Raw genomic sequence first — 20,476 nt, 5'->3', positions numbered from 1 at the left:
ACGATGATTCTCGCGCCCGGGTTTCTCGGCCCGGTGTCACGGCGCCTCGGCGCCCTCGCCGACCGTGAAGCCCAGTACCGCGCCCCCGCCCGGGCGCGGCCGGGCGAAGACGGTGCCGCCGTGGGCGAGGGCCACCTCGTGCACGATGGCCAGGCCCAGCCCAGAACCGGGCAGGCTGCGCGCGCCGGGCGCACGGTAGAAGCGGTCGAAGACGCGCTCGCGGTCTTCTTCGGCGATGCCGGGGCCGCGGTCCAGGACCTCCACCCGACGGCCGGTGACCATCACCTCGACGGGCTCGGTGCCGTCCTGGTCGAACTTGGCGGCGTTCTCCACCAGATTGGAGATCGCGCGCTGCAAGCCGGCCGGGCGGCCCGTCAGCCGGGTGTCGCCCTCGGCCCGTACGGTGATCTCCCGGCCGGTCCGGCGCCGGGCGAGGGTCGCGGCGGTGGTGGCCACCTCCGCCAGCGAGACCTCCGTAGGGGGTTCGTCGTCCCGCTGCCCGGCCGCCAGCTCCACCAGCTCATTGACGAGGTCGGTCAGCTCCCGGGTCTCCCCCGCCAGATCGGCCAGCAGATCCTCGCGCGCGGGCCCGGGCAGCTCCTCGAAGCGGCGCAGCAGGGAGATATTGGTGCGCAGCGAGGTGAGCGGGGTGCGCAGCTCGTGCCCGGCGTCCTCGACCAGCCGCCGCTGGTCGTCCTTGGAGCGCGCGAGCCGGCCGAGCATGCCGTCGAAGGCCCGCCCGAGGCGGCCCACCTCGTCGTCCCCGGCGACCGGCACCGCCACCTGCATCCGGCCGGTCGCGGCCACGCTCTCGGCGACCCGGGTCAGCCGCACCAGCCGCCGGGTGATCCGCCCGGCCAGCCACCAGCCGGCGAGTCCGGCGGCCAGGATGACGGCGACCACGAACAGCGCGGTGCGCTTCTGGAGTTCTTGCAGCAGATCCTCGGTGTCGCTGATCTGCTGGGCCACCTGGACCGCGCCGGTGCCGTCGCCCACCGCCACCGTGGCCATGCGGTACTGCTCTCCGCCGATGCCGATCTCGCGCCGTACGACGGTGCCCGGCGTACGGGAGGCGGCGGTGATCCGGTCGTCGCCGGTCACCGGCAGCGGGGGCTTGCCCGCGTCGTAGACCATGCCGTTGCCGTTGATCACCTGGACGTCCATCCGGCTGATCCGGCGCAGATCGTCCCGCAGGCCGTAGGGGACGGGCGCGGTGGACTCGGTGGGGTACTGCCGCAGGACCACCTTTTCGCTGCGGACCTCGCCGCGCAGATCGCGGATCACATCGTCGAACGCCGTCTGCTGGTCGACCCGCACCAGCCCGGCCGCCGAGTCATAGCTGAGGCCGCCGACCAGGAGGGTGACCACGGAGGCCGCCGCCGCGAACGAGAGCGCGAAGGTGGTCCGCAGACTGGGCCGCCCACGGCGGAGCGGTGGGAACCGCACCATCACTCCTCCCGCAGGGTGTAGCCGACTCCGCGCACCGTATGGATCAGCGGGGTGCGCCCCTCCGGATCGACCTTGCGGCGCAGATAGCCGATGTAGACGGCGAGGTTCTTCGAGCCGGGGCCGAAGTCGTAGCCCCAGATGCGGGCGTAGATGGTGGTGTGGTCCAGGACGATGCCCGCGTTGCGCGCCAGCAGCTCCAGCAGGTCGAATTCGGTGCGGGTCAGCTCCAGCTCCGTACCGCCGCGCCAGACCCGGCGGGCCGAGGAGTCCAGGTGCAGGTCCGCGACCTCCAGTACGCCGTCGATGGCGGCGTCCTCCGGCGCGGGCGGTTCGGCGGGGGCGGCGCGGCGCAGCAGTGCGCGCAGCCGGGCGAAGACCTCCTCGACCTCGAAGGGCTTGGCCACATAGTCGTCCGCCCCGGCGTCCAGCCCCTCGATCCGGTCGGCGGTCTCGACCCGCGCGGTGAGCATCAGGATGGGAGTGCGGTCCCCCTCCGCGCGCAGCACCCGGCACACCTGGAGCCCGTCCACGCCCGGCATCATCACATCCAGGACGACCACGTCCGGGCGCTCGCGGTGGATGGCCGCCAGCGCCTCGATCCCGTCGGGCACGGCGGTGACGCGGTACCCCTCCAGGGTCAGGGCGCGGTCCAGCGCCTGGCGGATGGCACGGTCGTCCTCGGCGAGCAGCACGGTGTTGGTCACACCCCGAGTCTGCCAAGGCCACCAGGGTGCCTGCCCCGGGTGGGGGTCCTGAGCGGGGCTTCTTACCCCGCTCTCACCTTCTTCACGCGACCGGCTTACCGGGCCCGGACAGAGTGTCCGCTACGTTCCGGGGGGAACTCGCCCCGGGGATGCAACCGGCCGGAGAAAATACCGCATGAAGATCGCATTCCTGCTGCACAACGCCTACGGGATCGGCGGAACGATCCGGACGACGATGAATCTCGCGACGGCGCTCGCCGACCGCCACGAGGTGGAGATCGTCTCGATGATGCGGCATCGCGAGACGCCGCGTTTCGCCCTCGACCCCCGGGTGCGGCTGGTCCCCCTGGTGGACTTGCGTCCGGAGGGCGCGGACGCGAAGGATCCGCTGTTCTTCGAGGCCAGCCGGGACTTTCCGGCCGCCGAGAAGCGGCACCACCAGTACAACCGCCTGATCGACGCGCGGGTCGCGGAGTATCTGCGCGGCTGCCCCGCCGATGTGATCATCGGCACTCGGCCGGGGGTGAACGTCTATGTATCCCGCTTCGCCCCCCGTCGTGCGCTGCGCATCGCCCAGGAGCATCTGCGGTACGACGCGCACAGCAAGAAGCTGCGGCGGGAGCTGGCCCCGCACTACCGGCTGCTGGACGCCATCGTCACCACGACGGAGGCGGACGCCGCGGTCTACCGCGGGAAGATGCCGATGCCGGGGGTGCGGACGCTGGCGATACCCAACAGCGTCCCCGAACCGGCCGTCGCCCCCTCCGAGGGCACCACACCGGTGATCGCGGCGGCCGGGCGGCTGGTCCGCGGCAAGCGCTTCGACCTGCTGATCGACGCCTTCGCGGAGGTCACGGCGAAGTTCCCGGCCTGGCGGCTGCGGATCTACGGCGGGGGCGCCGAGAAGGAGCGGCTGGCGGAGCAGATCGAGCGGCTGGGCCTGTCCGGGAGCGCGGAGCTGATGGGGTCCTACTCCCCCATCGAGGCCGAGTTCGCGAAGGCGTCGCTGGTCGCGGTGGCCTCGGAAGCCGAGTCGTTCGGGATGACGATCGTGGAGGCCATGCGCTGCGGGGTGCCGGTGGTGAGCACCGACTGCCCGCTCGGCCCCGCCGAGATCATCGAGGACGGGGTCACCGGGCGGCTCGTCCCCACCGGGGACAAGCAGGCGCTGGCGAGCGCCCTGATGGAGCTGATGGCCGACGCCCCGGCCCGGCGGGCGATGGCCGCGGCCGCCCTGGAGAGCTCCCGGGCCTACGATCCCGCGCCGCTCGCCCAGCGCTACGAGCAGCTCTTCGAGGAGCTGCGGGCGAGCCGGTCCGCCCGCTTCTGGGAGCGCGGCCGGGCCGCCGCCCGCGCCCGCCTGCGGCGCCTGGCCCGCCGCTTCGGCATCTCCCCCGTCCGCCGGACCCCGGCGGCGGGCGGGAAGGCGAGCGCCTGATGCCATGGCGGGCGAGGCACGGGCGTAACCGCTACGGCCGGGGTGCGCGGCGCCCCGGCGCTACCAGGACGTCGGGGCGTAGTCCTTCAGGAAGCAGCCGAAGAGGTCCTCGCCGCTCTCGCCCCGGACGATCGGGTCGTAGACCCGGGCCGCGCCGTCCACCAAGTCGAGGGGGGCGTGAAAGCCCTCGGCCGCCAGCCGCATCTTGTCCGGGTGCGGGCGCTCGTCGGTGATCCATCCGGTGTCGACGCTCGTCATCAAGATGGCGTCGGCCTCGAACATCTCCCGGGCGCTGGTGCGGGTCAGCATGTTCAGCGCGGCCTTGGCCATATTGGTGTGCGGATGGCCCGCGCCCTTGTAGCCCCGGCCGAACTTGCCCTCCATCGCCGAGACGTTGACCACGTATTTGCGCCGGGCGGGCGAGGCGGCCATCGCCGGGCGCAGCCGGCTCACCAGGATGAACGGCGCCGTCTCATTGCAGAGCTGGACCTCGAGCATCTCGACCGGGTCCACCTCGTTGACCCGCTGCACCCAGGTGTTGGTCGGGTCCAGGTCCGGGACCAGCCCGCCCGCGTCGATCGCGGTCCCGGCCTCGATCCGGGCCGGGGAGGCGGAGCCGCTGGTGAGGGCGAGGGCGGTGAGGTCCTGCGGGGTGAGGGCGCCGTCCTGTGGCGTGCGGGGCGCAGGCAACGCCGCCTGGGCGCCGCTGCCGAAGGCGCCGAGGACCAGGGACTCGGGAAGTTCCCCGGCGGGGAGCGGCGCCGACTCGCCCGCTATCAGCTCCGCGTACGCCTGGGGTGTGCGGCGGACGGTCTGGGCGGCGTTGTTGATCAGTATGTCCAGCGGGCCCGCGGCGCTCACCTCGTCGGCCAGCGCGATGACCTGGGCGGGGTCGCGCAGGTCGATGCCGACGACCTTGAGCCGGTGCAGCCACTCCCCGCTGTCCGGCATGGCCTTGAAGCGGCGGATGGCGTCGCCCGGGAAGCGGGTGGTGACGGTGGTGTGCGCGCCGTCGCGCAGCAGCCGCAGCGCGATATACATGCCGATCTTCGCCCGGCCGCCGGTGAGCAGGGCCCGGCGCCCGGTGAGGTCGGTGCGGGCGTCGCGCCGAGCCCGGTTCTCGGCGGCGCAGTCGCGGCACAACTGGTGATAGAAGGCGTCGACCTCGACAAACCGGGTCTTGCAGACATAGCAGGAGCGGGGGCGGGCCAGGATGCCCGCGATCTCGGTGGAGACGGAGCTGCTGAGCGCGCGGCCCAGCGTCTCGTCGTCGATCCGGTCGGCGGCCCCGGTGGCGGTGGCCTCGGTGACGGCCTTGTCATGGGCGGTCTTCGCGGCCCGCCGCTCCTGGCGCCTGCGCTGCTTCACGCTGCGGTAGATCCCGGAGGTGGCCCGGCGGACCAGGACCGCGTCGGGGTGGTCGACCGGCAGCCGGTCGAGTTCCGCGAGGACGCTCAGACAGGTCGCCAGCCGCTCCGGGTCGATGCCCGGCTCCTCGGCCGCCGCCCGTTCGGCCCGGCCTTCGTCAATCACCGTCATCGCCGCTGCCGCTTTCTGGTTCGCCTGTTCCCCTGGACAACGGCGAAACTTTACGGAAGCGGAGGCGTATGCGCCAAACCGCGCCCTGTCTCACCCTCCGCCGGGCTTGCGGTACGCATAGCCGCCGGTCCGCGCCGGGGCCCGGGCTCCGGCCCGCTGCCCGGTGTCCGTCAGCGCGCGGATCACACCGTGGTCCGGGGAGAGCGCACAGGCCGGGTCGGTGCGGGCGGCGTCACCGGTCAGGGCGTACGCCTGGCAGCGGCAGCCGCCGAAGTCCTCGGTGCGGCGGGAGCAGGTGCGGCAGGGCTCCCGCATCCACTCCTCGCCCCGGTAGCGGTTGAAGGCGGTGGAGTGGTCCCAGATCCACTCCAGGGTGTGGTCGCGCACATTGGGCGGGTCCAGGTCCGGCAGGCTCGCGGCGGCGGGGCAGGGCAGCGCGGTGCCGTCGGGCGCGACGGTCAGCGAGACCGCGCCCCATCCGCCCATGCAGGGCTTGGCGACACCGTCGAAGTAGTCGGGCACCACCCACACCAGGTCGACGGTGCCGCCCAGCCGCTGCCGTCGGCGCTCGACCGTCTCCCGCGCCCGGGCGAGCTGGTCGCGGGTGGGCAGCAGGGCGTCGCGGTTGCGCAGCGCCCAGCCGTAGAACTGGGTGTTGGCCAGCTCGATCCGGTCGGCGCCCCAGTCCAGGCCGCGCTGGATGATGGCGTCGAGCGCGTCGAGGTTGTCGCGGTGCAGGACGACGTTGATCCCCAGCGGCAGACCGGCCTTGCGCACCAGGGCGGCGGCCCGCTCCTTGGCGGCGAAGGAGCGGTATCCGGCGATCCGGTCGGAGGCGGCCGGATCGGCGTGCTGAAGGGAGAGCTGGACACTGCGCAGCCCGGCGGCGACCAGGGCGGCCAGCCGGTCCTCGGCCAGGCCCACGCCGCTGGTGACGAGCTGGGTGTAGATCCCGGCGGACTCGGCGGCCGTGACGATCTCGGCCAGATCGCGGCGCAACAGCGGTTCGCCGCCGGAGAGATGGGTGTGCACCACGCCGAACTCCCCGGCCTGGCGCATCACCTCCGTCCACTCGGCGGTGGACAGCTCACGCGAGCGGCGGACCAGCTCCAGCGGGTTGGAGCAGTAGGGGCAGTGCAGCGGGCAGCCGTGGGTGAGCTCGGCGAGCAGGGCCCAGGGGCGGGGCGCGGCGGTCATCGGACCCAGCCCTCCGTACGCATCCGGCCGAGGAAGGCGGGCACGTCCTCGGCCACCGGCGCGCCGGGGAAGCGGCTCGTGAGCTCCGCCACGATGGTGTCGAGGTCGCGGGCGCCGTCGCACAGCCGCAGGATCCGGGCGGCGCTGCCGCGCAGCACCACCACCCGCTCGGGCAGCACCAGCAGATCGGCGTCACGCACCCGGTCATGGCGCAGGCTCACGGCGGGGGCCAGCGCGGGCCGCCACCCGGCCGGGGCGGGCGGCGCGGGCGGAGCGGGCGGGGTGTCCAAGGCGGGTGAGGCGTCCGGGGCCGGTGAGGCGTCCGGGGCCGGTGAGGCGTCCGGGGCGGGCGGGGTGTCGGCGGTGGTCATGCTCCCTCCCCCGGGCCGTCCTTGGTGTCGGCGTGCTCGACCGCGTCCAGCAGCGACCACAGCACATCGCATTTGAAGGCGAGCGCCGCCACCGCGCGGTCCTCGTCCTCGGGGGTCCGCGCCCAGGTCAGGACCAGGTCGAGCGCCTCGGTGCTGTCCCGGCGCCCCTGGTCGACCCGGTTGCGGAAGTAGGCCAGGCCCGCGCGCTCGATCCAGGGGTAGTACCGCTCGAAGGCGTCGATACGGGTGAGCATGATGCCGGGCGCGGACAGCTCGGTGAGCGAGGCGGCGACGGCTTCCAGCGGGCCGCGCAGCCGGCAGAAGTTGACATAGCCGTCGACCGCCAGCCGCACCCCCGGTACCACCTCGGCGCCGGACAGCAGCCGGTCCCGGTCCAGACCGGCGGCCTCGCCGAGCCGCAGCCATCGCTCGATGCCGCCCTCGCCGTCGGCGGCGCCGTCGTGGTCCTGAATGCGCCGCAGCCACATCCGGCGCAGCCGTGCGGTGTCGAGTTTGGCGGTGATCAGCGCGTCCTTGATGGGGATATGGCGCTGGTAGTGGAACCGGTTGAGGATCCAGCGGCGCAGTTCGGCGGGGGTGAGTTCGCCCGCGTGCATCCGTACGTTGAAGGGGTGGCGGTCGTGGTAGCGCTCCTGCGCGACCGCGCGCAGCCGCTCCTCAAGACGTGTCCGTGGGGTGCTCACAGGTCGATCACCATCCCGTCGGCGGCCACCTCGACGCCCAGCTCGCGCAGCACCGTGTGCTGGGGCGCGGCCGGGTCGTTGAGGGGGTTGGTGTTGTTGAGGTGGGTGTACAGGGTGCGCGCGTCGAGTGCGGCGAGCCGCCGCGCCGTGCCGTCCGGTCCGTCGATCGGCAGATGCCCCATGGCGGTTGCGGTACGCGAGCCGAAGCCGCTGGTGAGGGGCTCGTCGTCGGACCAGAACGTGCCGTCGACGATGACGTGGTCGGCGCTCTCGGCGGCGCGCTGGAAGGCGTCGGGCCAGGCGGCGAGCGCGGGGGCGTAGAGGAGGGAGCGGCCGGTGGTGCGGTCGGTCAGCCGCAGGGCGACCACCCACGCGTCGTCGGCGTCGTCCGGGGCGTCGAGTCCGGCCGCGTAGCGGGGGCGTTTGGCGGAGACGGGGACGGCGCCGACGGTCAGCGGCGAGTCCTCGGCGAGCGGGCGGTCCTCGGAGTCGAGGGGGCGCCAGTCCAGCCGGGCGTAGGGGGTGAGGACCTCGCCCAGGTGGAGTCCGGTCAGCAGGGCGTGCCGGACCGGGGCGGTGGCCACGATCCCGATGGCGTCCGCCTCGCGCAGCCGGGCGATGCCGAGGGTGTGGTCGAGTTCGGCGTCGGTGAGGATCACCCCGGCCAGCGGGGTCCGGCGCGGTTCGGGCCCGGGGTGCAACTCGGGGCAGTCCTCGACCTGTTCGCCGAGGTCGGGGGTGGCGTTGACCAGATACCAGCGGCCTTCGGCGGCCTGGACGGCGAGCGAGGCATGGCGGCGGCGCCACCCCGGGTGGGCGCGTGCCCCGGAGCATCCGGGGCACGCGCAGTTCCACTGGGGTACGCCGCCACCCGCCGCGGTGCCGAGCACGCGCACGCGCATGGCGGGGGAGCTCAGCGGGCGTTCAGCGAGTAGGCGGTGACCTCCAGCGCGGTCTCCACGACCACGTAGTCGGGCGTCTGCCAGGCGGTTTCCCCGGCGTCCGTACGGGTCCGGTCCGTCGCCTCGGGGGCCGTGTGCGATGTGGTGTCGTTCATGGCTGCGACCTGCCTTCCATCTGGGTGGGGATTGGTCAACGGGACGGCACGGACCGTCAGTCGGGCCGTTGGCCGGCGGTGAAGGACCCGCGGCGCCCCGCCGTCGGGGGTGGTGCTGTCGTCCGCCATGGTCGATGGCGTCGTCGTCGGGCACCGGGTCATGAGCCGCTGCCGGGGTAGGCGGTTCCGATGCGCACCTCGTCGAGCAGCAGCTTGCGGTAGTGCTTGGTGTCGGTGGCCGCCGCCCAGGTGGTGTTCACCGTGAGCCGGACATAGCGCTTGGTGGTGGCGGGGATGTCGATGAACGCCGCTCCGCGGGCGCTGGGCAGCGTTCCGCTCGTCACCGGGCTGCCCCAGTCGCGGCCGTCGCCGGAGACCTGCACCTGGTAGTCGCGGATGCGGGCGGACTGCTCGGTGTCGGAGCGGGCGTAGGAGACCGACCACTCGCGCTGGTTCACCGCCAGATAGCGCAGGCTTTTGGCGGATCGCAGATCGAAGGTGACCGAGGCGGGCAGGGTGGTGCTGTTGTCCCAGTAGGTCTGCGGATCGCCGTCGAGTACGGCGGAGGCGGGGTGGCCGCTGGCGGAGACACTGGCGCTCGCGGTGATCGAACTGGCCGGAAGGACACCCTGGCGGCCGTCGGTGCGGACCGCGAGGACGGTGTCGTACGGATCCCAGCCGGTGATGCCGGAGATGGTGATCCTGCCGTCGCTCTGGCGGAAGTCCAGCTTCTTGCCGGTGCGGAAGTCGGTGACGCCGGTCGCCTTGTAGCCGTTGTCCCGCACGGTCAGCGTGGAGCCCGAGGGCCTGGTGAGAACGTGGACGAAGTGGCGGTCGGGGTCGGCCTCGCTCACCGTGGTCACCCCGTGGGCGCCGTCGTTCCAGGCGCCGGGTTGCAGTCCGCCGTAGGAGTAGCCACCGCCCTCGGTGCCGTCCAGCGACCCCCAGATCTTGTCGAGATAGCTCTTGGCGTAGTCGTTGAAGGCTTCCTGTTTGCTGGGGAAGCGCCCATTCACCTGGGCGGTTTCGGCCATCAGCGATTTGACGGAGGATCCGGAGTTGCTGATCAGCCGGCCGAGGGTGAGTCCCTGGTCCACCGCCGAGTCGGTGCCGCTGTACCACCAGGCCCCGCTGCTGGGCAGCTTGAAGCAGGCTTCGGTGAGCCGGGGCTGCGGGGTCCAGACGGCCTGGGGGTAGTCGTAGGCCGGGGTCATCCCGGTCTTCTGCTCATTGCTGACCGTGTCCATGATCGGCGTGTCTTCGTTGTTGTTGCTCAGCAGCCAGCCGGGACGGTCGACACGGATCTTCTCGTAGAGCCCGTGGTCGATCCAGTAGTCGTTGTCGTTGTCGATCCAGAACCCGGACAACTTCGGGTACTTCCGCATCACTTCCACGAAGTTGTCGTAGGAGTACTCGCCGAAGCCGTCGCGCGTGGTCAGGTCGACGTCATGGCCCTTGTAGGCCGAGTAGGCCGCCGAGTCGAGCCATTCATGGCCGCCCTCGGCATGCCACTGCGGATCGTCGGTCATATAGAGCATGACCTTCAGCCCCTGGGTGTTCGCCGCGTCGATCAACTCGCCGAGGAAGTCCCGCTTGGTGGAGCAGCTTCCGGGGACGGCGGACGGCCAGGCGCGTGCGTAGCCCAGACGGCTGTGGAAGGAGGCGAGCACCAGGTAGGAGGCGTGCAGCTTCCTGGCCTCGGCCACCCAGTAGTCGGGCTTCCAGCCGCCGTCGGTGACCGCCTTCTCCCAGGCGGAGCAACTGGTGTAGCCGGGCGAGGTGCGCATGCCCCAGTGCAGGAAGAGGCCCGCCTGGGAGTCGCGCAGCCACTGCTGGCGGGGGTTGACCACATCGGCCCGCGCCGGGGCGGGGCCGGTCAGGGCGAGGATGGCGACGAGCGACAGCACGGCTGCCGGCCAGGCGCCGAGGCGCCGGCGCGATCTGCGGCCCATGAGGGCTCCTTCTCGGGGGCGTACGGTCATGTGCCGTTCTGTTGCAGCGTCACCGGCTGTTGGGGTCCGGTCAAGAAGCGTGCGCCAAAAATCCTCCGACCTCTCCGGCTGCACATTCCCTATGCGAAGCCAAGAAACAAGCGGAACCCGCTGGTAGTTGGCCACTTTTCGCCGACTGCCACCCCCATCACCACCCCCTTGGTCCACACCATTCCTTGACTCATCGCACCACACCTCCTACCTTCCGCGATGCACCGTCCGCGCTCAAAGGAGATGATCATGCAGAGATCCACCCGATCACACGGTCTTCGCTCCTGCCTCGCGGCCGTCACCGCGGCCACCACGGTCGCCGCCGGCGCCCTCACCGTGAGCCTCACCACCGCGGCGCCGCAGGCCGTCGCGCTGGACAACGGCCTGGCCCGTACGCCCCCGATGGGCTTCAACAACTGGAACGCCACGCACTGCGACGCCTCGTTCAACGAGTCCATGGTCAAGGGCGTCGCCGACGCGTTCGTCTCGCTCGGCCTCAAGGACGTGGGCTACAGCTACGTCAACATCGACGACTGCTGGGCCGAGCCGAACCGGGACGCGAGCGGCAATCTGGTGCCCCACCACACCCGCTTCCCGAACGGCATCAAGGCCGTGGCGGACTATGTGCACGCCAAGGGGCTGAAGTTCGGGATCTACACCAGCGCCGGCACCAAGACCTGCAACGCGGCGAACGGCTTCCCGGGCGGGCTGGACCACGAGAAGCAGGACGCCAAGCAGTTCGCCTCCTGGGGCGTGGACTACCTCAAGTACGACAACTGCAACAACCAGGGCGTCGACGCCCAGAAGCGCTACAAGGCCATGCGCGACGCGCTCGCCGCCACCGGCCGCCCGATCCTCTACTCGCTGTGCGAATGGGGCCAGACCACCCCCAAGGTGTGGACCTGGGGCGAGCCGGTCGGCAACTCCTGGCGCACCACCGGCGATATCAGCGACAAGTGGTCCAGCATGATCGACAAGCTGCACATCAACGACGATCTGGCGCAGTACGCGGGCCCCGGCCACTGGAACGACCCCGACATGCTGGAGGTCGGCAACGGCGGGATGACGGCCACCGAGTACCGCACCCACTTCAGCCTGTGGGCGATGATGGCGGCGCCGCTGCTGATCGGCAGCGACATCCGGAACGCCTCGGCGACCACCCAGTCGATCCTGAAGAACACCGACATCATCGCGCTCGACCAGGACACTCTGGGCAAGCAGGCCACCATCGTCTCCTCCAGCGGCGGGAAGACCGTGTACACCAAGCAACTGGCGAACGGTGACCGCGCGGTGGCGCTGCTCAACGAGAACTCGTCCAGCAAGACGATCTCGACGACGGCGAGCGCGATCGGCCTCGGCGGCTCGTCCTCGTACCGCCTGAAGGACCTGTGGTCGAAGGCCACCTCCACCACCAGCGGCTCGATCAGCGCCTCGGTGCCCGCGCACGGCACGGTCGTCTACCGGGTCTCACGCGGCTGACCGCGACTGACCGCGGCTGACCGTGACCGACCTGTTGACGGGTTAGGAAGCCTTCCTTACAGTCCCCCCATGTGAACAAGGATCAGACAGGAGAATCCTTGATGGAGCGTTCACCGCTCTTACCGCGCACCGCCCTCGCGCTCGCGGCGACGGCCGCGCTGATCGCCCCGGCCGCGGTCGCCTACGGTTCCGAGCGGTCCCCGCGGGCCCAGGCCGCGTCCTGGAGCCTGAAGTGGAGCCCCGCATCGGGGGCGAGCGTGGCCGACGCCTTCGAGGGCGCCGAGGACGACCGCGCCGACTCCCATCCCGGTGTCACCCACATCTACCCCTACCAGGGCGGTTTCCGCACCGACATCCACTACCCCAAGGACGTCGACACCAGCACCGACCGCCAGCGCCAAGAGGTCAGGGGCATGGAGCAGAACGGCTCCGCCGTCAAGATCCTCAAGAACGAGACCTGGCGGATCCAGTACCAGATGTATGTGCCGGACACCCTCGGCGCGACCACCGGCTTCACCCACATCATGCAGATCAAGGTGGGCGACGTGGCCGCCCCGCTGTTCACCATGTCGCTGCACCAGCACAGCGACGGCCCGAAGGTCGAGATCCGCACCTCGGACGACGACGACAACCTCACCGAGGCCGGGGCCGCCGATATGAAGCCGCTCCAGGGCACGTGGAGCGATGTGTCGGTCGAGGTCAAGGCTGCCGACTCGGGCGCGTACGCCGACTGGTCGGTGACCAGCGACGGCAAGAAGATCGCCTCGTACAAGCGCACCGGCCTGGACCTGTGGCGCGGCAAGAACTATCTGCGGCCCAAGTGGGGCATCTACCGGAGCCTGAACAGCACCGGCCTGCGGACCACGTACCTGCTCACCCGGAACTTCAAGGCATACAAGCTCCAGTAGGAGGGCGCGCGATGAAGAGCTATCGGAAGACCCTGGTGGCCGCGGCCGCCACCACCGCACTCACCGCGGGGCTGCTGCTCACCCAGACCGGCACCGGCAGCGCCGCGACCCCGGCGGCCGACTCGGCCCCCTCGGACATCAAGACCGTCTCCTCCGGCTGGTCGATCCCCTGGGGGCTGAGCTGGCTGCCCGACGGCTCGGCCCTGATCACCGAGCGGGATTCATTCGACGTCTACAAGCTCACCCAGTCGGGCACCAGGACCAAGGTGGGCACGGTGCCCAATGTGGTGACCACCGGCGGTGAGGGCGGGCTGATGGGCATCGCGGTCTCCCCGAACTGGAACAGCGACCACGCCGTCTTCGTGATGCACACCGCCTCCGACGGCAACCGCATCGCCCGGATGACCTACGACGGCTCCTCGCTCAGCGGCTACAAGGCGCTCGTCACCGGCATCAAGAAGAACAAGTACCACAACGGCGGACGCCTCAAGTTCGGCCCGGACGGCTATCTGTACGCCACCACCGGGGAGGCCCAGACCCCCGATCTCGCCCAGGACAAGAACTCCCTCAACGGCAAGATCCTCCGGATGACCACGGACGGCAAGCCCGCCCCGGGCAATCCGTTCGGCACGCTCGTCTACTCCTACGGCCACCGCAATCCGCAGGGCATCACCTGGGATCCGCAGGGGAGGCTGTGGGAGGCCGAGCTGGGCAACAGCAAGTACGACGAGCTCAACCTCATCGAATCGGGCAAGAACTACGGCTGGCCGACCTGTGAGGGCAACTGCTCCACCTCCGGGATGACCAACCCCAAGCGCCAGTGGCCGGTCGGCGACGCCTCGCCCAGCGGGGTCACCTACGCCGACGGCGCGATGTACATGGCGGCGCTGCGCGGTGAGCGGCTGTGGCGGATCCCGGTGGACGGGACCAGCGCGGGCACCCCCAAGGCGTACTACACCAGCTCCTACGGGCGGCTGCGCACCGTGGAGACCGTGCCGGGCAAGAACACGCTGTGGCTGTCCACGACCAACGCCGACAACAACGGCGGGGAGCCGGACGGCGCGGACAAGGTGTTCCAGGTCGAGTTGAAGTAGCGCCTCCGCGGGTGAGCGTACGGGCGCGGTCCGCGGACCGCGCCCGTACGTCCATGTCGCGCCCCCGCGTCCGTGTCAGTGTGCGAGCCGCTCGTTCATGAGCAGGAAGGCGCCCAGACCGTGGAGGTCGTTCGTATTGCGCGGCCGGTTGAGGTAGTAGGACAGGTCTCCGACGTTGGTGCCCTCGCTGATGTCGGAGATGTTCGTCAGCCCGTCGGAGCCGACCGACACCTTCCGCAGCACGCCCTGATAGCCCCTGCGCGCCGCCGAGGCGTAGCTGCCACCGCTGATCCAGCCGTGCTTCAGGGCCGCGTGCAGCATCAGGGTGTACATGCTGGAGGCGGAGGTCTCGGTCCAGTTGCCGGGGTCGCTCGCCTTGTCGACGACCTGGAACCAGCGGCCGGTGGCCGGGTCCTGGTAGCGCGCGAAGCCCTTCGCCAAGTGCCGCACGTTGCCGATCAGTTCGGCGCGGCGGGGGTGGTCGGCGGGGAGCATTTCCAGCACCTCCACATGGGTCATCGCGGTCCAGCCGATGGCCCGTGCCCAGTGGTAGCCGGAGGTGCCGGTGGTGGGATCGGGCTTCCACGGGGCGTCGCCGTCGGCGTCATAGGCGTGGTAGAGCAGCCCGTTGGACGCCTTGAGGTGGCGGAAGTACACCGAGAGGTTCCTGGTGACCTCCTCGTACGCGTACGCCTGGTCGCCGTAGGCGATGCCGTAGCGCAGCAGGAAGGGCTGGGCCATGAAGACGCCGTCGCCCCACAGTTCGTTGGTCTTGCCGGTGGCGTGCCACATCCCGCCGTCGGCGGTGCGCGGATAGGTGGTGATCCGGGCCCGGATCTGGTCGGCGGCGGTCCGGTAGCGGGGGTCGCCGGTCTCCTGGTGGAGGATCAGCAGCAGATTGCCGGACTGCATCGCGTCGAGGTTGTCGAAGGTCCGGCTCATATGACCGTCGGCGTCGACGAAGTTGTCCACCCAGCGCTTGATGTACGCCAGGTACGAGGGCTCCTTGACCCGCTGGTAGACGCGGTGGGCGCCGAGCAGGAACAGCCCCCGGGTGTAGCCCCAGCCGCCGAGCGCGGCGGGATCGGGGTAGCGGGCGATGGTGGAGTCCACCACCGCCCGGGACCAGTCGGCGGGCGCCGCGCCGGCGCCCGCCGTCGGGAGGAGAAGGCCGCCGGTGATGCCCAGTGTGCTCGCGAACAGCGTTCTGCGACTGATCACTCGTTCCCCTTTTCTCAGGGCTCGGTTCGCCTCCGGGGCGCCCACCTCGCCGCCGGTGGTCGACCGCGCCCGGCCCCTGCGTTCCTCAAGGGCCCGCGCGCGCTCTCCCGTTCGACAGCGGTGCGCCCCTTCGGCTCACCGGCCGTGGGTGGCGCGTACACGCCAAGAATAGCGGCGAACGCTCCGTACCGGTGCAAAAGCGGAGGAAAGAGCGGAATCCGCCGTACCCGTCAGTAGTCCGGCCACCAGCCGGCCGGTGGCGGGGGCGAGCATCAGCCCGAGCATGTTGTGACCGGTCGCCAGCAGCACCCGGGGATGGCCCGGCACCGGCCCGATCAGCGGCAGCCCGTCGGGGGTCATGGGCCGCGGCCCCACCCACTCCTCCTGGCGGTCGTCCCAGTCGGCATGGCGCAGATACGGGCGCGCGGCGGCCACGATGGCCTCGATGCGCCGCTGCCGGAACCGGTCGGCGTCGCGCTCGAACTCCATCGTCCCGGCGACCCGGACCCGCTTGCCCATCGGAGTGAGCACCACCTTGGCCGCGCCGAGGTGGACCAGCCGGGAGGGCGGCGGCTCGGCCGCCACGGAGAAGCTGTACCCCTTGCCCGCCACCAGGTCGACGTCCAGGCCGAGCCCGCGGACCAGCTCGCGCGACCAGACGCCCGCGGCGATGACCACCGCGTCGCTCCGGTACGTCCCCGCCGAGGTGCGCACCTCGGTGCGGCCGCCCCGGTCGGTGACGGCCGACACCCGGGCGCCCTCGACCAGTTCGACGCCCTGGCCCCGCAGTTGCTCGGCGAGCCGGTCCACGAAGAGCGAGGGGTCGAGCGACCACTGGCGCTCCACCACGAACCCCGCCCGCGCGCCCTCGGTGAGCGAGGGCTCCGCCTCCGCGAGCCGGGTCCCCTCCAGCACCCCGCCGGGCGCGATGGGGGCGTCCAGCCGGCGGAAGGCGGTCAGCGCCTCGGCGGCGTACTCACGGGAGGGGAAGGCGAACAGGAAGCCGTCCTTGTGCGCCTCGCCGTCGACACCGGCCGCCTCCAGCTCCTCGAAGAGCCCGAAGGTGCCCTTCGCGAGCGCGCCGAGGGCGGCGGCCCCGCGCATGTAGTGGCGCGAGGTGGCCCGCAGCCCGAACCGGACCAGGAAGCGGAGCAGTTCGGCACCGGCCGGGGGGTGGACGGCGAGCGCGCTGTCCGGGCGGTGCAGCCCGCGCAGCGCCGTACCGATGACACCGGGCGCGGCCAGCGGTTCGACCAGGTCGGGGCAGACCTCCCCGGCGTTGCCGCGGGACGCGCCGCTGCCCAGCCGGTCGCGTTCGAGGACGGTGACCCGCAGCCCGGCGGCGCTCAGGTAGTGGGCGCAGGCCAGGCCGACGACTCCGCCGCCGACGACCGTGACCGTGGCGGGCGGGGTGTCCGGGGAGGTCATGAAGGCTCCTTCACGGCGGGGGACGGTGTGGTCGAAGAGGTGTCACGGCGGGTACGCGCACGCCCGCGGGCGTAGTCGGCGTCCGCCGCACTGGCGTCGGCGAGGGTGAGCCCGCTGGTCTCCGGCGCGAGGACATACGACGTGCCCCAGCCGATGACGCAGATCACCGCGCCGAGCAGCATGGCCAGCCGGGTGCTGTGGTCGAGGACGACGGGCGCTCCCCAGGTGCCGATCGCGGCGCCGACCCGGCTGATGCCGGTGGCGAAGCCGTTGGCGGTGGCCCGCACTCCGGTCGGGAACAGCTCGGAAGGGTAGATGGCCTGGAGGCACTGGCTGGAGAAGGCCGCCACGCCGAACGCCGCGAAGAGGACCACCACGACCGCCGGTGCGGGGCGGGCGAGGGCCGCGAGACAGAGCAGCGGGATCGCGGAGAGGCCGAAGCTCCACAGGAGCAGGGTGCGCCGCCCCTTGTTGATGACCAGGATCCCGGAGAGCGAGCCGAGCACGAAGAAGATCTGCACCACGACCGAGCCGAGATAGGAGTCGTTGCCGTCGGCCAGTCCGAAGGAGGACAGGATGGTGGGTTCGTAGGTGGTGATGGCGTAGATCGGCAGCAACTGGCAGGCCCAGAAGACACTGACGAAAATGGTCCGGCGCAGATAGGCGCCGCGGAAGATATCGGTGTAGCGGGTGCGCGAGGCGGTATCCGCCTCCAGGTCGGCCAGGGTCGCGTCCGGGCCGAGCATCTGCTTCAGCACGGCCTCCGCCTCCTGGTTGCGGCCCTTGCTGAGCAGCCAGCGCGGCGACTCGGGGGTGCCGAAGCGCAACAGGAGGATGAGGACGGCGGGGATGGCGCTGCTCGCGAGCATCCAGCGCCAGTTGTCATGGCCGGAGGACATCATCGCCCAGCCGACGACATAGGCGACGGCGGCGCCGACCGACCACATGGTGACCATGATGACCAGCAGCGGGCCCCGGGAGTTGCGGGGCGCGAACTCGGAGGCGATGGTGCCCGCGATGGCGAAGTCGGCGCCGATGGCGATGCCCATGAGGAAGCGCAGCACGGTGAGCTGCCAGGGATCGCTGACGAAGAACTGCGCCGCGGAGAGCAGGATGAAGGCGGCGATATCGAAGAGATAGACCTTCTGCCGCCCGACCCGGTCGGTGACATAGCCGAAGACCAGGCCGCCGGCGAACATGCCGACCAGGGAGGCGGAGCCGACCACTCCGGAGTCGAAGGAGTTGAGGTGGTAGTCGGCGGTGAGGAGCGGAAGCGCGACGCCGATGATGCTGAGGATGTAGCCGTCGCAGAACTCACCACCGCCTGCGTAGAGCGTGATGAGCCAGTGGGTGCGGGTGGGACGGGATTTCTCCAGGGATGCTGTGCTCATGGCCGTCTCCTGAGGAGATGCTCCTGGGGAGGAGGAGGACGGATGGCCGGGCGGTCGCGAGGCGCCCGGTGCTGATGTCCGAAGACGGTAGGCAGCGTCCGGCGGTCGGTCATCGTTGGAATCGTATGAATCGATCGCCACCTGGAAGCCCACGCTTGTACGATCCGTCCATGGACCCCTCGATCGATCCCATGAGTGGCCGTCCCGTCCTGACCCCGGAGCTGGCTCAGGAGATCGCCCAGGACATCGGCCGGATCACCGGTTTCAATGTGCTGATCACCGACCCCGCGGCGGTCGTCATCGGCTGCGGCGACCTCGAGCGTGTCGGCACCGTCCACGAGGCGTCCCTGGAGGTGGTGCGCACCGGGCGGCCCGCCACCCACACCGCCGAGCAGGCGGGCCGGATGCGTGGGGTGCGGCCCGGGATGAGCCTGCCGATCACCGTCGGGGAGGAGGTGATCGGCACGGTCTGTCTGACCGGGGTGCCGGCGGAGGTGCACCGCTTCGGCCTGGTGGTGCGGCGGCAGACGGAGATCCTCCTGGAGGAGGCGGCGCTGCTGCGCTCGCGGCTGCTCCACGAGCGGGCGGTCGACGACTTCGTACGGGACATCGCGCTCTACGACCCCGAGGTGGTCGACGCCGGGGCGGTGGAGGCCCGGGCGGTGGAGCTGGGCCTGGCCCCCGGGCTGGCCCGGGCCGCGGTGCTGATGGAGATGAACCCGGCGGGGGAGGGCGCGGACGAGGGCGCGGCGGCGGTATCCCGGATCACGGTGCTGCGGACCGTACGCGAGGTGTTCCGGGACCGGCAGGACGTGGCGGGCGTACAGGCGGCGGGGCGGTATGTGGTGCTGGCCGCCGCGCACGGTGAGCGGGCGGCGCCGGGACGGCTCGCCGACGCCTGCGGCCATCTGCTCTCGCTGCTGTACGACCGGCACGGCCTGGACGGACGGATGGCCCTCGGCGAACCCGGCGCGGGCACCACCGGGATGCACCACTCCTATCGCGACGCCGCCACCGCGCTGCGCACCGGACCGGCCGTCTTCCCGGGTGACCGCGTCTTCACCGCCGCCGACCTGCGGATACCGCATCTGCTGGGCGCCGCTCCGCGGCAGGCTCGGGCGCGGTTCGCCGACGCCGTGCTGGGGGAGTTGCCCGGACAGCCCGACTGGCCGACGCTGCGGGAGACGCTGATCGGCTGGGCGGAGGGGGGTTTTCATCTGGTGCGGGTCGCCGAGCGGCTGCACATCCACCGGAACACACTCCTGTACCGGCTGGAGAAGATCGGAAAGTTGTCGGGGAGACAGGTGCGGGAGCCGGGCCAGGCCATCGAGATGTATCTCGCCTGTCTGACCGACATCCTCCAGGAGACCACCAGCCAGGGCAAGGTAAGGTAAGCCTGACCTTACCCACTGGAGTTGTCCGTGCGCCCCCACCGTCTGTTTCCCCTGCTCGCGGCCGCCCTCGCCGTCACCGTTCTCACCGGCTGCGGCTCCTCGGATGCCGCGTCGTCCTCGACGTCCTCGAAAGCCCCGAAGTCCCGAGCGGCCGACGGCGCCTTCCCCCGCACCGTCGCCCATGAGCAGGGCAGTGCGCCGCTGAAGGCCGAGCCGAAGCGCATCGCCGCGATCAGCACCGGGCAGCTCGACGATCTGCTCACCCTCGGCGTCGTACCGGTGGCCACCACCCGCGCCGACTACGCCGGGCTGGTCCCCGCCTATCTGCGCACGGCCTTCCCCCGGCAGGCCGAGGCGCTCGGCGCGATGGCGGACATCGGCACCCGCACCTCCCCCAACATGGAGAAGCTGGCCGCCGCCAAGCCCGATCTGATCCTGGTCAACAGCACCCAGGGCAATCTCTACGCCACCCTGTCCGCCATCGCCCCGACCGTGGTCACCAAGGGCCGCGGGGTGAACTGGAAAAAGGATCTGCTGACCGTCGCCGACGCGGTGGGCAAGCGCGAGCGGGCCCGCACCCTTGTGGCCCGCTTCGAGAAGGACGCCGCCGACCAGGGCGAGAAGCTGGGCGGCGAGCAGACGGAGCTGTCGATGGTGCGCTTCAACCCCGACCGGGTCCGGATGTTCGGGAAGAAGTCGTTCACCGGCACCATCGCCGACGACATGGGGCTCGGCCGCCCCAAGTCCCAGCGCTTCGACGACATCTCACAGGACCTCAGCGGTGAGCGGATCCCGCAGATGGACGGCGACTGGATCTTCTACTCCGTCCAGGGCCGCCCCGGGAAGACCGACGCCGCCACGTATCTGTCCAATCCGCTGTGGAAGAAGCTGGGCGCGGTGCGCGCCGGACACACCGTCAAGGTCGATGACGACCCCTGGTACCTCAACGCCGGGCCCACCGCCGCCCGGGTCGTCCTGCGTGACATCACCGAGCACCTCGGGCGCTGACGCCGGACCCCTCGACGCCCCGGCCGGCCGTGTCAACCTCCGACCGGCATAAGCCACCGTCACACCCCGTATGCGATCGGGACAATGCGTCACCACAAGACCGTCCGCAGGC

Annotated in this window: 17 protein-coding genes and 1 pseudogene; 6 read left to right on the top strand and 12 right to left on the bottom strand. The window is 71.1% G+C overall.

Annotated features, from left to right (window positions below):
• Positions 1 to 36: 36 nt before the first annotated feature.
• Positions 37 to 1,449 carry a HAMP domain-containing sensor histidine kinase gene (locus ACK1X7_RS42470; RefSeq protein WP_385154911.1) on the bottom strand — a complete coding sequence of 471 codons (1,413 nt, stop codon included), beginning with the start codon at positions 1,447 to 1,449 and terminating at the stop codon, positions 37 to 39.
• On the bottom strand, positions 1,449 to 2,153 hold the full coding sequence (locus ACK1X7_RS42465; protein WP_119992821.1) for a response regulator transcription factor: 705 nt from the start codon (positions 2,151 to 2,153) through the stop codon (positions 1,449 to 1,451). The genes ACK1X7_RS42470 and ACK1X7_RS42465 overlap by 1 nt, the downstream gene beginning before the upstream one ends.
• Before the next feature lie 175 nt (positions 2,154 to 2,328).
• Here ACK1X7_RS42465 and ACK1X7_RS42460 point away from each other — a divergent pair, with 175 nt between their 5' ends.
• The gene (locus ACK1X7_RS42460) at positions 2,329 to 3,591 is read left to right on the top strand and encodes a glycosyltransferase family 4 protein (RefSeq protein ID WP_413116523.1); all 1,263 of its coding nucleotides are present in this window, start codon (positions 2,329 to 2,331) and stop codon (positions 3,589 to 3,591) included.
• 60 nt (positions 3,592 to 3,651) lie between these two features.
• Here the strand turns inward: ACK1X7_RS42460 and ACK1X7_RS42455 are convergent, their stop codons facing one another.
• From ACK1X7_RS42455 to ACK1X7_RS42425, 7 genes are all read right to left on the bottom strand, one after another.
• Positions 3,652 to 5,130, bottom strand: a complete 1,479-nt coding sequence (locus ACK1X7_RS42455) for an SDR family NAD(P)-dependent oxidoreductase (protein ID WP_361502581.1) — start codon at positions 5,128 to 5,130, stop codon at positions 3,652 to 3,654.
• A gap of 90 nt (positions 5,131 to 5,220) precedes the next feature.
• Entirely contained in the window at positions 5,221 to 6,327 is a 1,107-nt protein-coding gene (pqqE, locus tag ACK1X7_RS42450; protein WP_390794146.1) for a pyrroloquinoline quinone biosynthesis protein PqqE, read from the bottom strand.
• Positions 6,324 to 6,698, bottom strand: a complete 375-nt coding sequence (gene pqqD / locus ACK1X7_RS42445; RefSeq protein ID WP_413116522.1) for a pyrroloquinoline quinone biosynthesis peptide chaperone PqqD — start codon at positions 6,696 to 6,698, stop codon at positions 6,324 to 6,326. Before pqqD ends, pqqE begins: the two co-directional genes overlap by 4 nt.
• A complete protein-coding gene (pqqC, locus tag ACK1X7_RS42440) occupies positions 6,695 to 7,402 on the bottom strand; it encodes a pyrroloquinoline-quinone synthase PqqC (protein WP_014056908.1) in 708 nt (235 codons plus the stop codon). Before pqqC ends, pqqD begins: the two co-directional genes overlap by 4 nt.
• Positions 7,399 to 8,304 (bottom strand): pyrroloquinoline quinone biosynthesis protein PqqB, encoded by a 906-nt coding sequence (gene pqqB / locus ACK1X7_RS42435; RefSeq protein WP_385155164.1) that lies wholly within the window; start codon positions 8,302 to 8,304, stop codon positions 7,399 to 7,401. The genes pqqC and pqqB overlap by 4 nt, the downstream gene beginning before the upstream one ends.
• A gap of 11 nt (positions 8,305 to 8,315) precedes the next feature.
• The gene (gene pqqA, locus ACK1X7_RS42430) at positions 8,316 to 8,459 is read right to left on the bottom strand and encodes a pyrroloquinoline quinone precursor peptide PqqA (RefSeq protein WP_385155166.1); all 144 of its coding nucleotides are present in this window, start codon (positions 8,457 to 8,459) and stop codon (positions 8,316 to 8,318) included.
• Between the two features lie 158 nt (positions 8,460 to 8,617).
• On the bottom strand, positions 8,618 to 10,411 hold the full coding sequence (locus ACK1X7_RS42425; RefSeq protein ID WP_413116521.1) for a discoidin domain-containing protein: 1,794 nt from the start codon (positions 10,409 to 10,411) through the stop codon (positions 8,618 to 8,620).
• A gap of 273 nt (positions 10,412 to 10,684) precedes the next feature.
• Here ACK1X7_RS42425 and ACK1X7_RS42420 point away from each other — a divergent pair.
• From ACK1X7_RS42420 to ACK1X7_RS42410, 3 genes and pseudogenes are all read left to right on the top strand, one after another.
• Positions 10,685 to 11,911 (top strand): annotated as a pseudogene (locus tag ACK1X7_RS42420) (glycoside hydrolase family 27 protein); the annotation flags it as partial.
• A gap of 110 nt (positions 11,912 to 12,021) precedes the next feature.
• A complete protein-coding gene (locus ACK1X7_RS42415) occupies positions 12,022 to 12,828 on the top strand; it encodes a hypothetical protein (RefSeq protein ID WP_413116520.1) in 807 nt (268 codons plus the stop codon).
• 11 nt (positions 12,829 to 12,839) lie between these two features.
• Positions 12,840 to 13,922 carry a PQQ-dependent sugar dehydrogenase gene (locus tag ACK1X7_RS42410; RefSeq protein ID WP_390794144.1) on the top strand — a complete coding sequence of 361 codons (1,083 nt, stop codon included), beginning with the start codon at positions 12,840 to 12,842 and terminating at the stop codon, positions 13,920 to 13,922.
• A gap of 75 nt (positions 13,923 to 13,997) precedes the next feature.
• On the opposite strand, the gene ACK1X7_RS42405 is transcribed toward ACK1X7_RS42410, so the two are convergent.
• From ACK1X7_RS42405 to ACK1X7_RS42395, 3 genes are all read right to left on the bottom strand, one after another.
• On the bottom strand, positions 13,998 to 15,143 hold the full coding sequence (locus ACK1X7_RS42405; RefSeq protein ID WP_390794143.1) for a glycoside hydrolase family 88/105 protein: 1,146 nt from the start codon (positions 15,141 to 15,143) through the stop codon (positions 13,998 to 14,000).
• Positions 15,144 to 15,278: 135 nt separating this feature from the next.
• Positions 15,279 to 16,571, bottom strand: a complete 1,293-nt coding sequence (locus ACK1X7_RS42400; RefSeq protein ID WP_398159014.1) for an NAD(P)/FAD-dependent oxidoreductase — start codon at positions 16,569 to 16,571, stop codon at positions 15,279 to 15,281.
• On the bottom strand, positions 16,568 to 17,962 hold the full coding sequence (locus tag ACK1X7_RS42395; RefSeq protein WP_385146559.1) for an MFS transporter: 1,395 nt from the start codon (positions 17,960 to 17,962) through the stop codon (positions 16,568 to 16,570). The genes ACK1X7_RS42400 and ACK1X7_RS42395 overlap by 4 nt, the downstream gene beginning before the upstream one ends.
• A gap of 170 nt (positions 17,963 to 18,132) precedes the next feature.
• On the opposite strand from ACK1X7_RS42395, the gene ACK1X7_RS42390 reads away from it, so the two are divergent.
• Together ACK1X7_RS42390 and ACK1X7_RS42385 are read left to right on the top strand one after the other, a co-directional pair.
• Positions 18,133 to 19,356: a CdaR family transcriptional regulator gene (locus ACK1X7_RS42390; protein ID WP_413116519.1), complete on the top strand. Its 1,224-nt coding sequence runs from the start codon at positions 18,133 to 18,135 to the stop codon at positions 19,354 to 19,356.
• A 27-nt stretch (positions 19,357 to 19,383) separates the two neighbouring features.
• Complete coding sequence (locus ACK1X7_RS42385; RefSeq protein ID WP_390794141.1) at positions 19,384 to 20,364, top strand: ABC transporter substrate-binding protein; 981 nt, start codon at positions 19,384 to 19,386, stop codon at positions 20,362 to 20,364.
• Positions 20,365 to 20,476 lie beyond the last annotated feature (112 nt).

It is taken from the genome of Streptomyces sp. CY-1 (genome assembly GCF_047218265.1).
GTDB lineage: Bacteria > Actinomycetota > Actinomycetes > Streptomycetales > Streptomycetaceae > Streptomyces > Streptomyces niphimycinicus.
The sequence above is the reverse complement of the archived record's forward strand: the minus strand, read 5'-3'. Positions and strand labels throughout refer to the sequence as shown.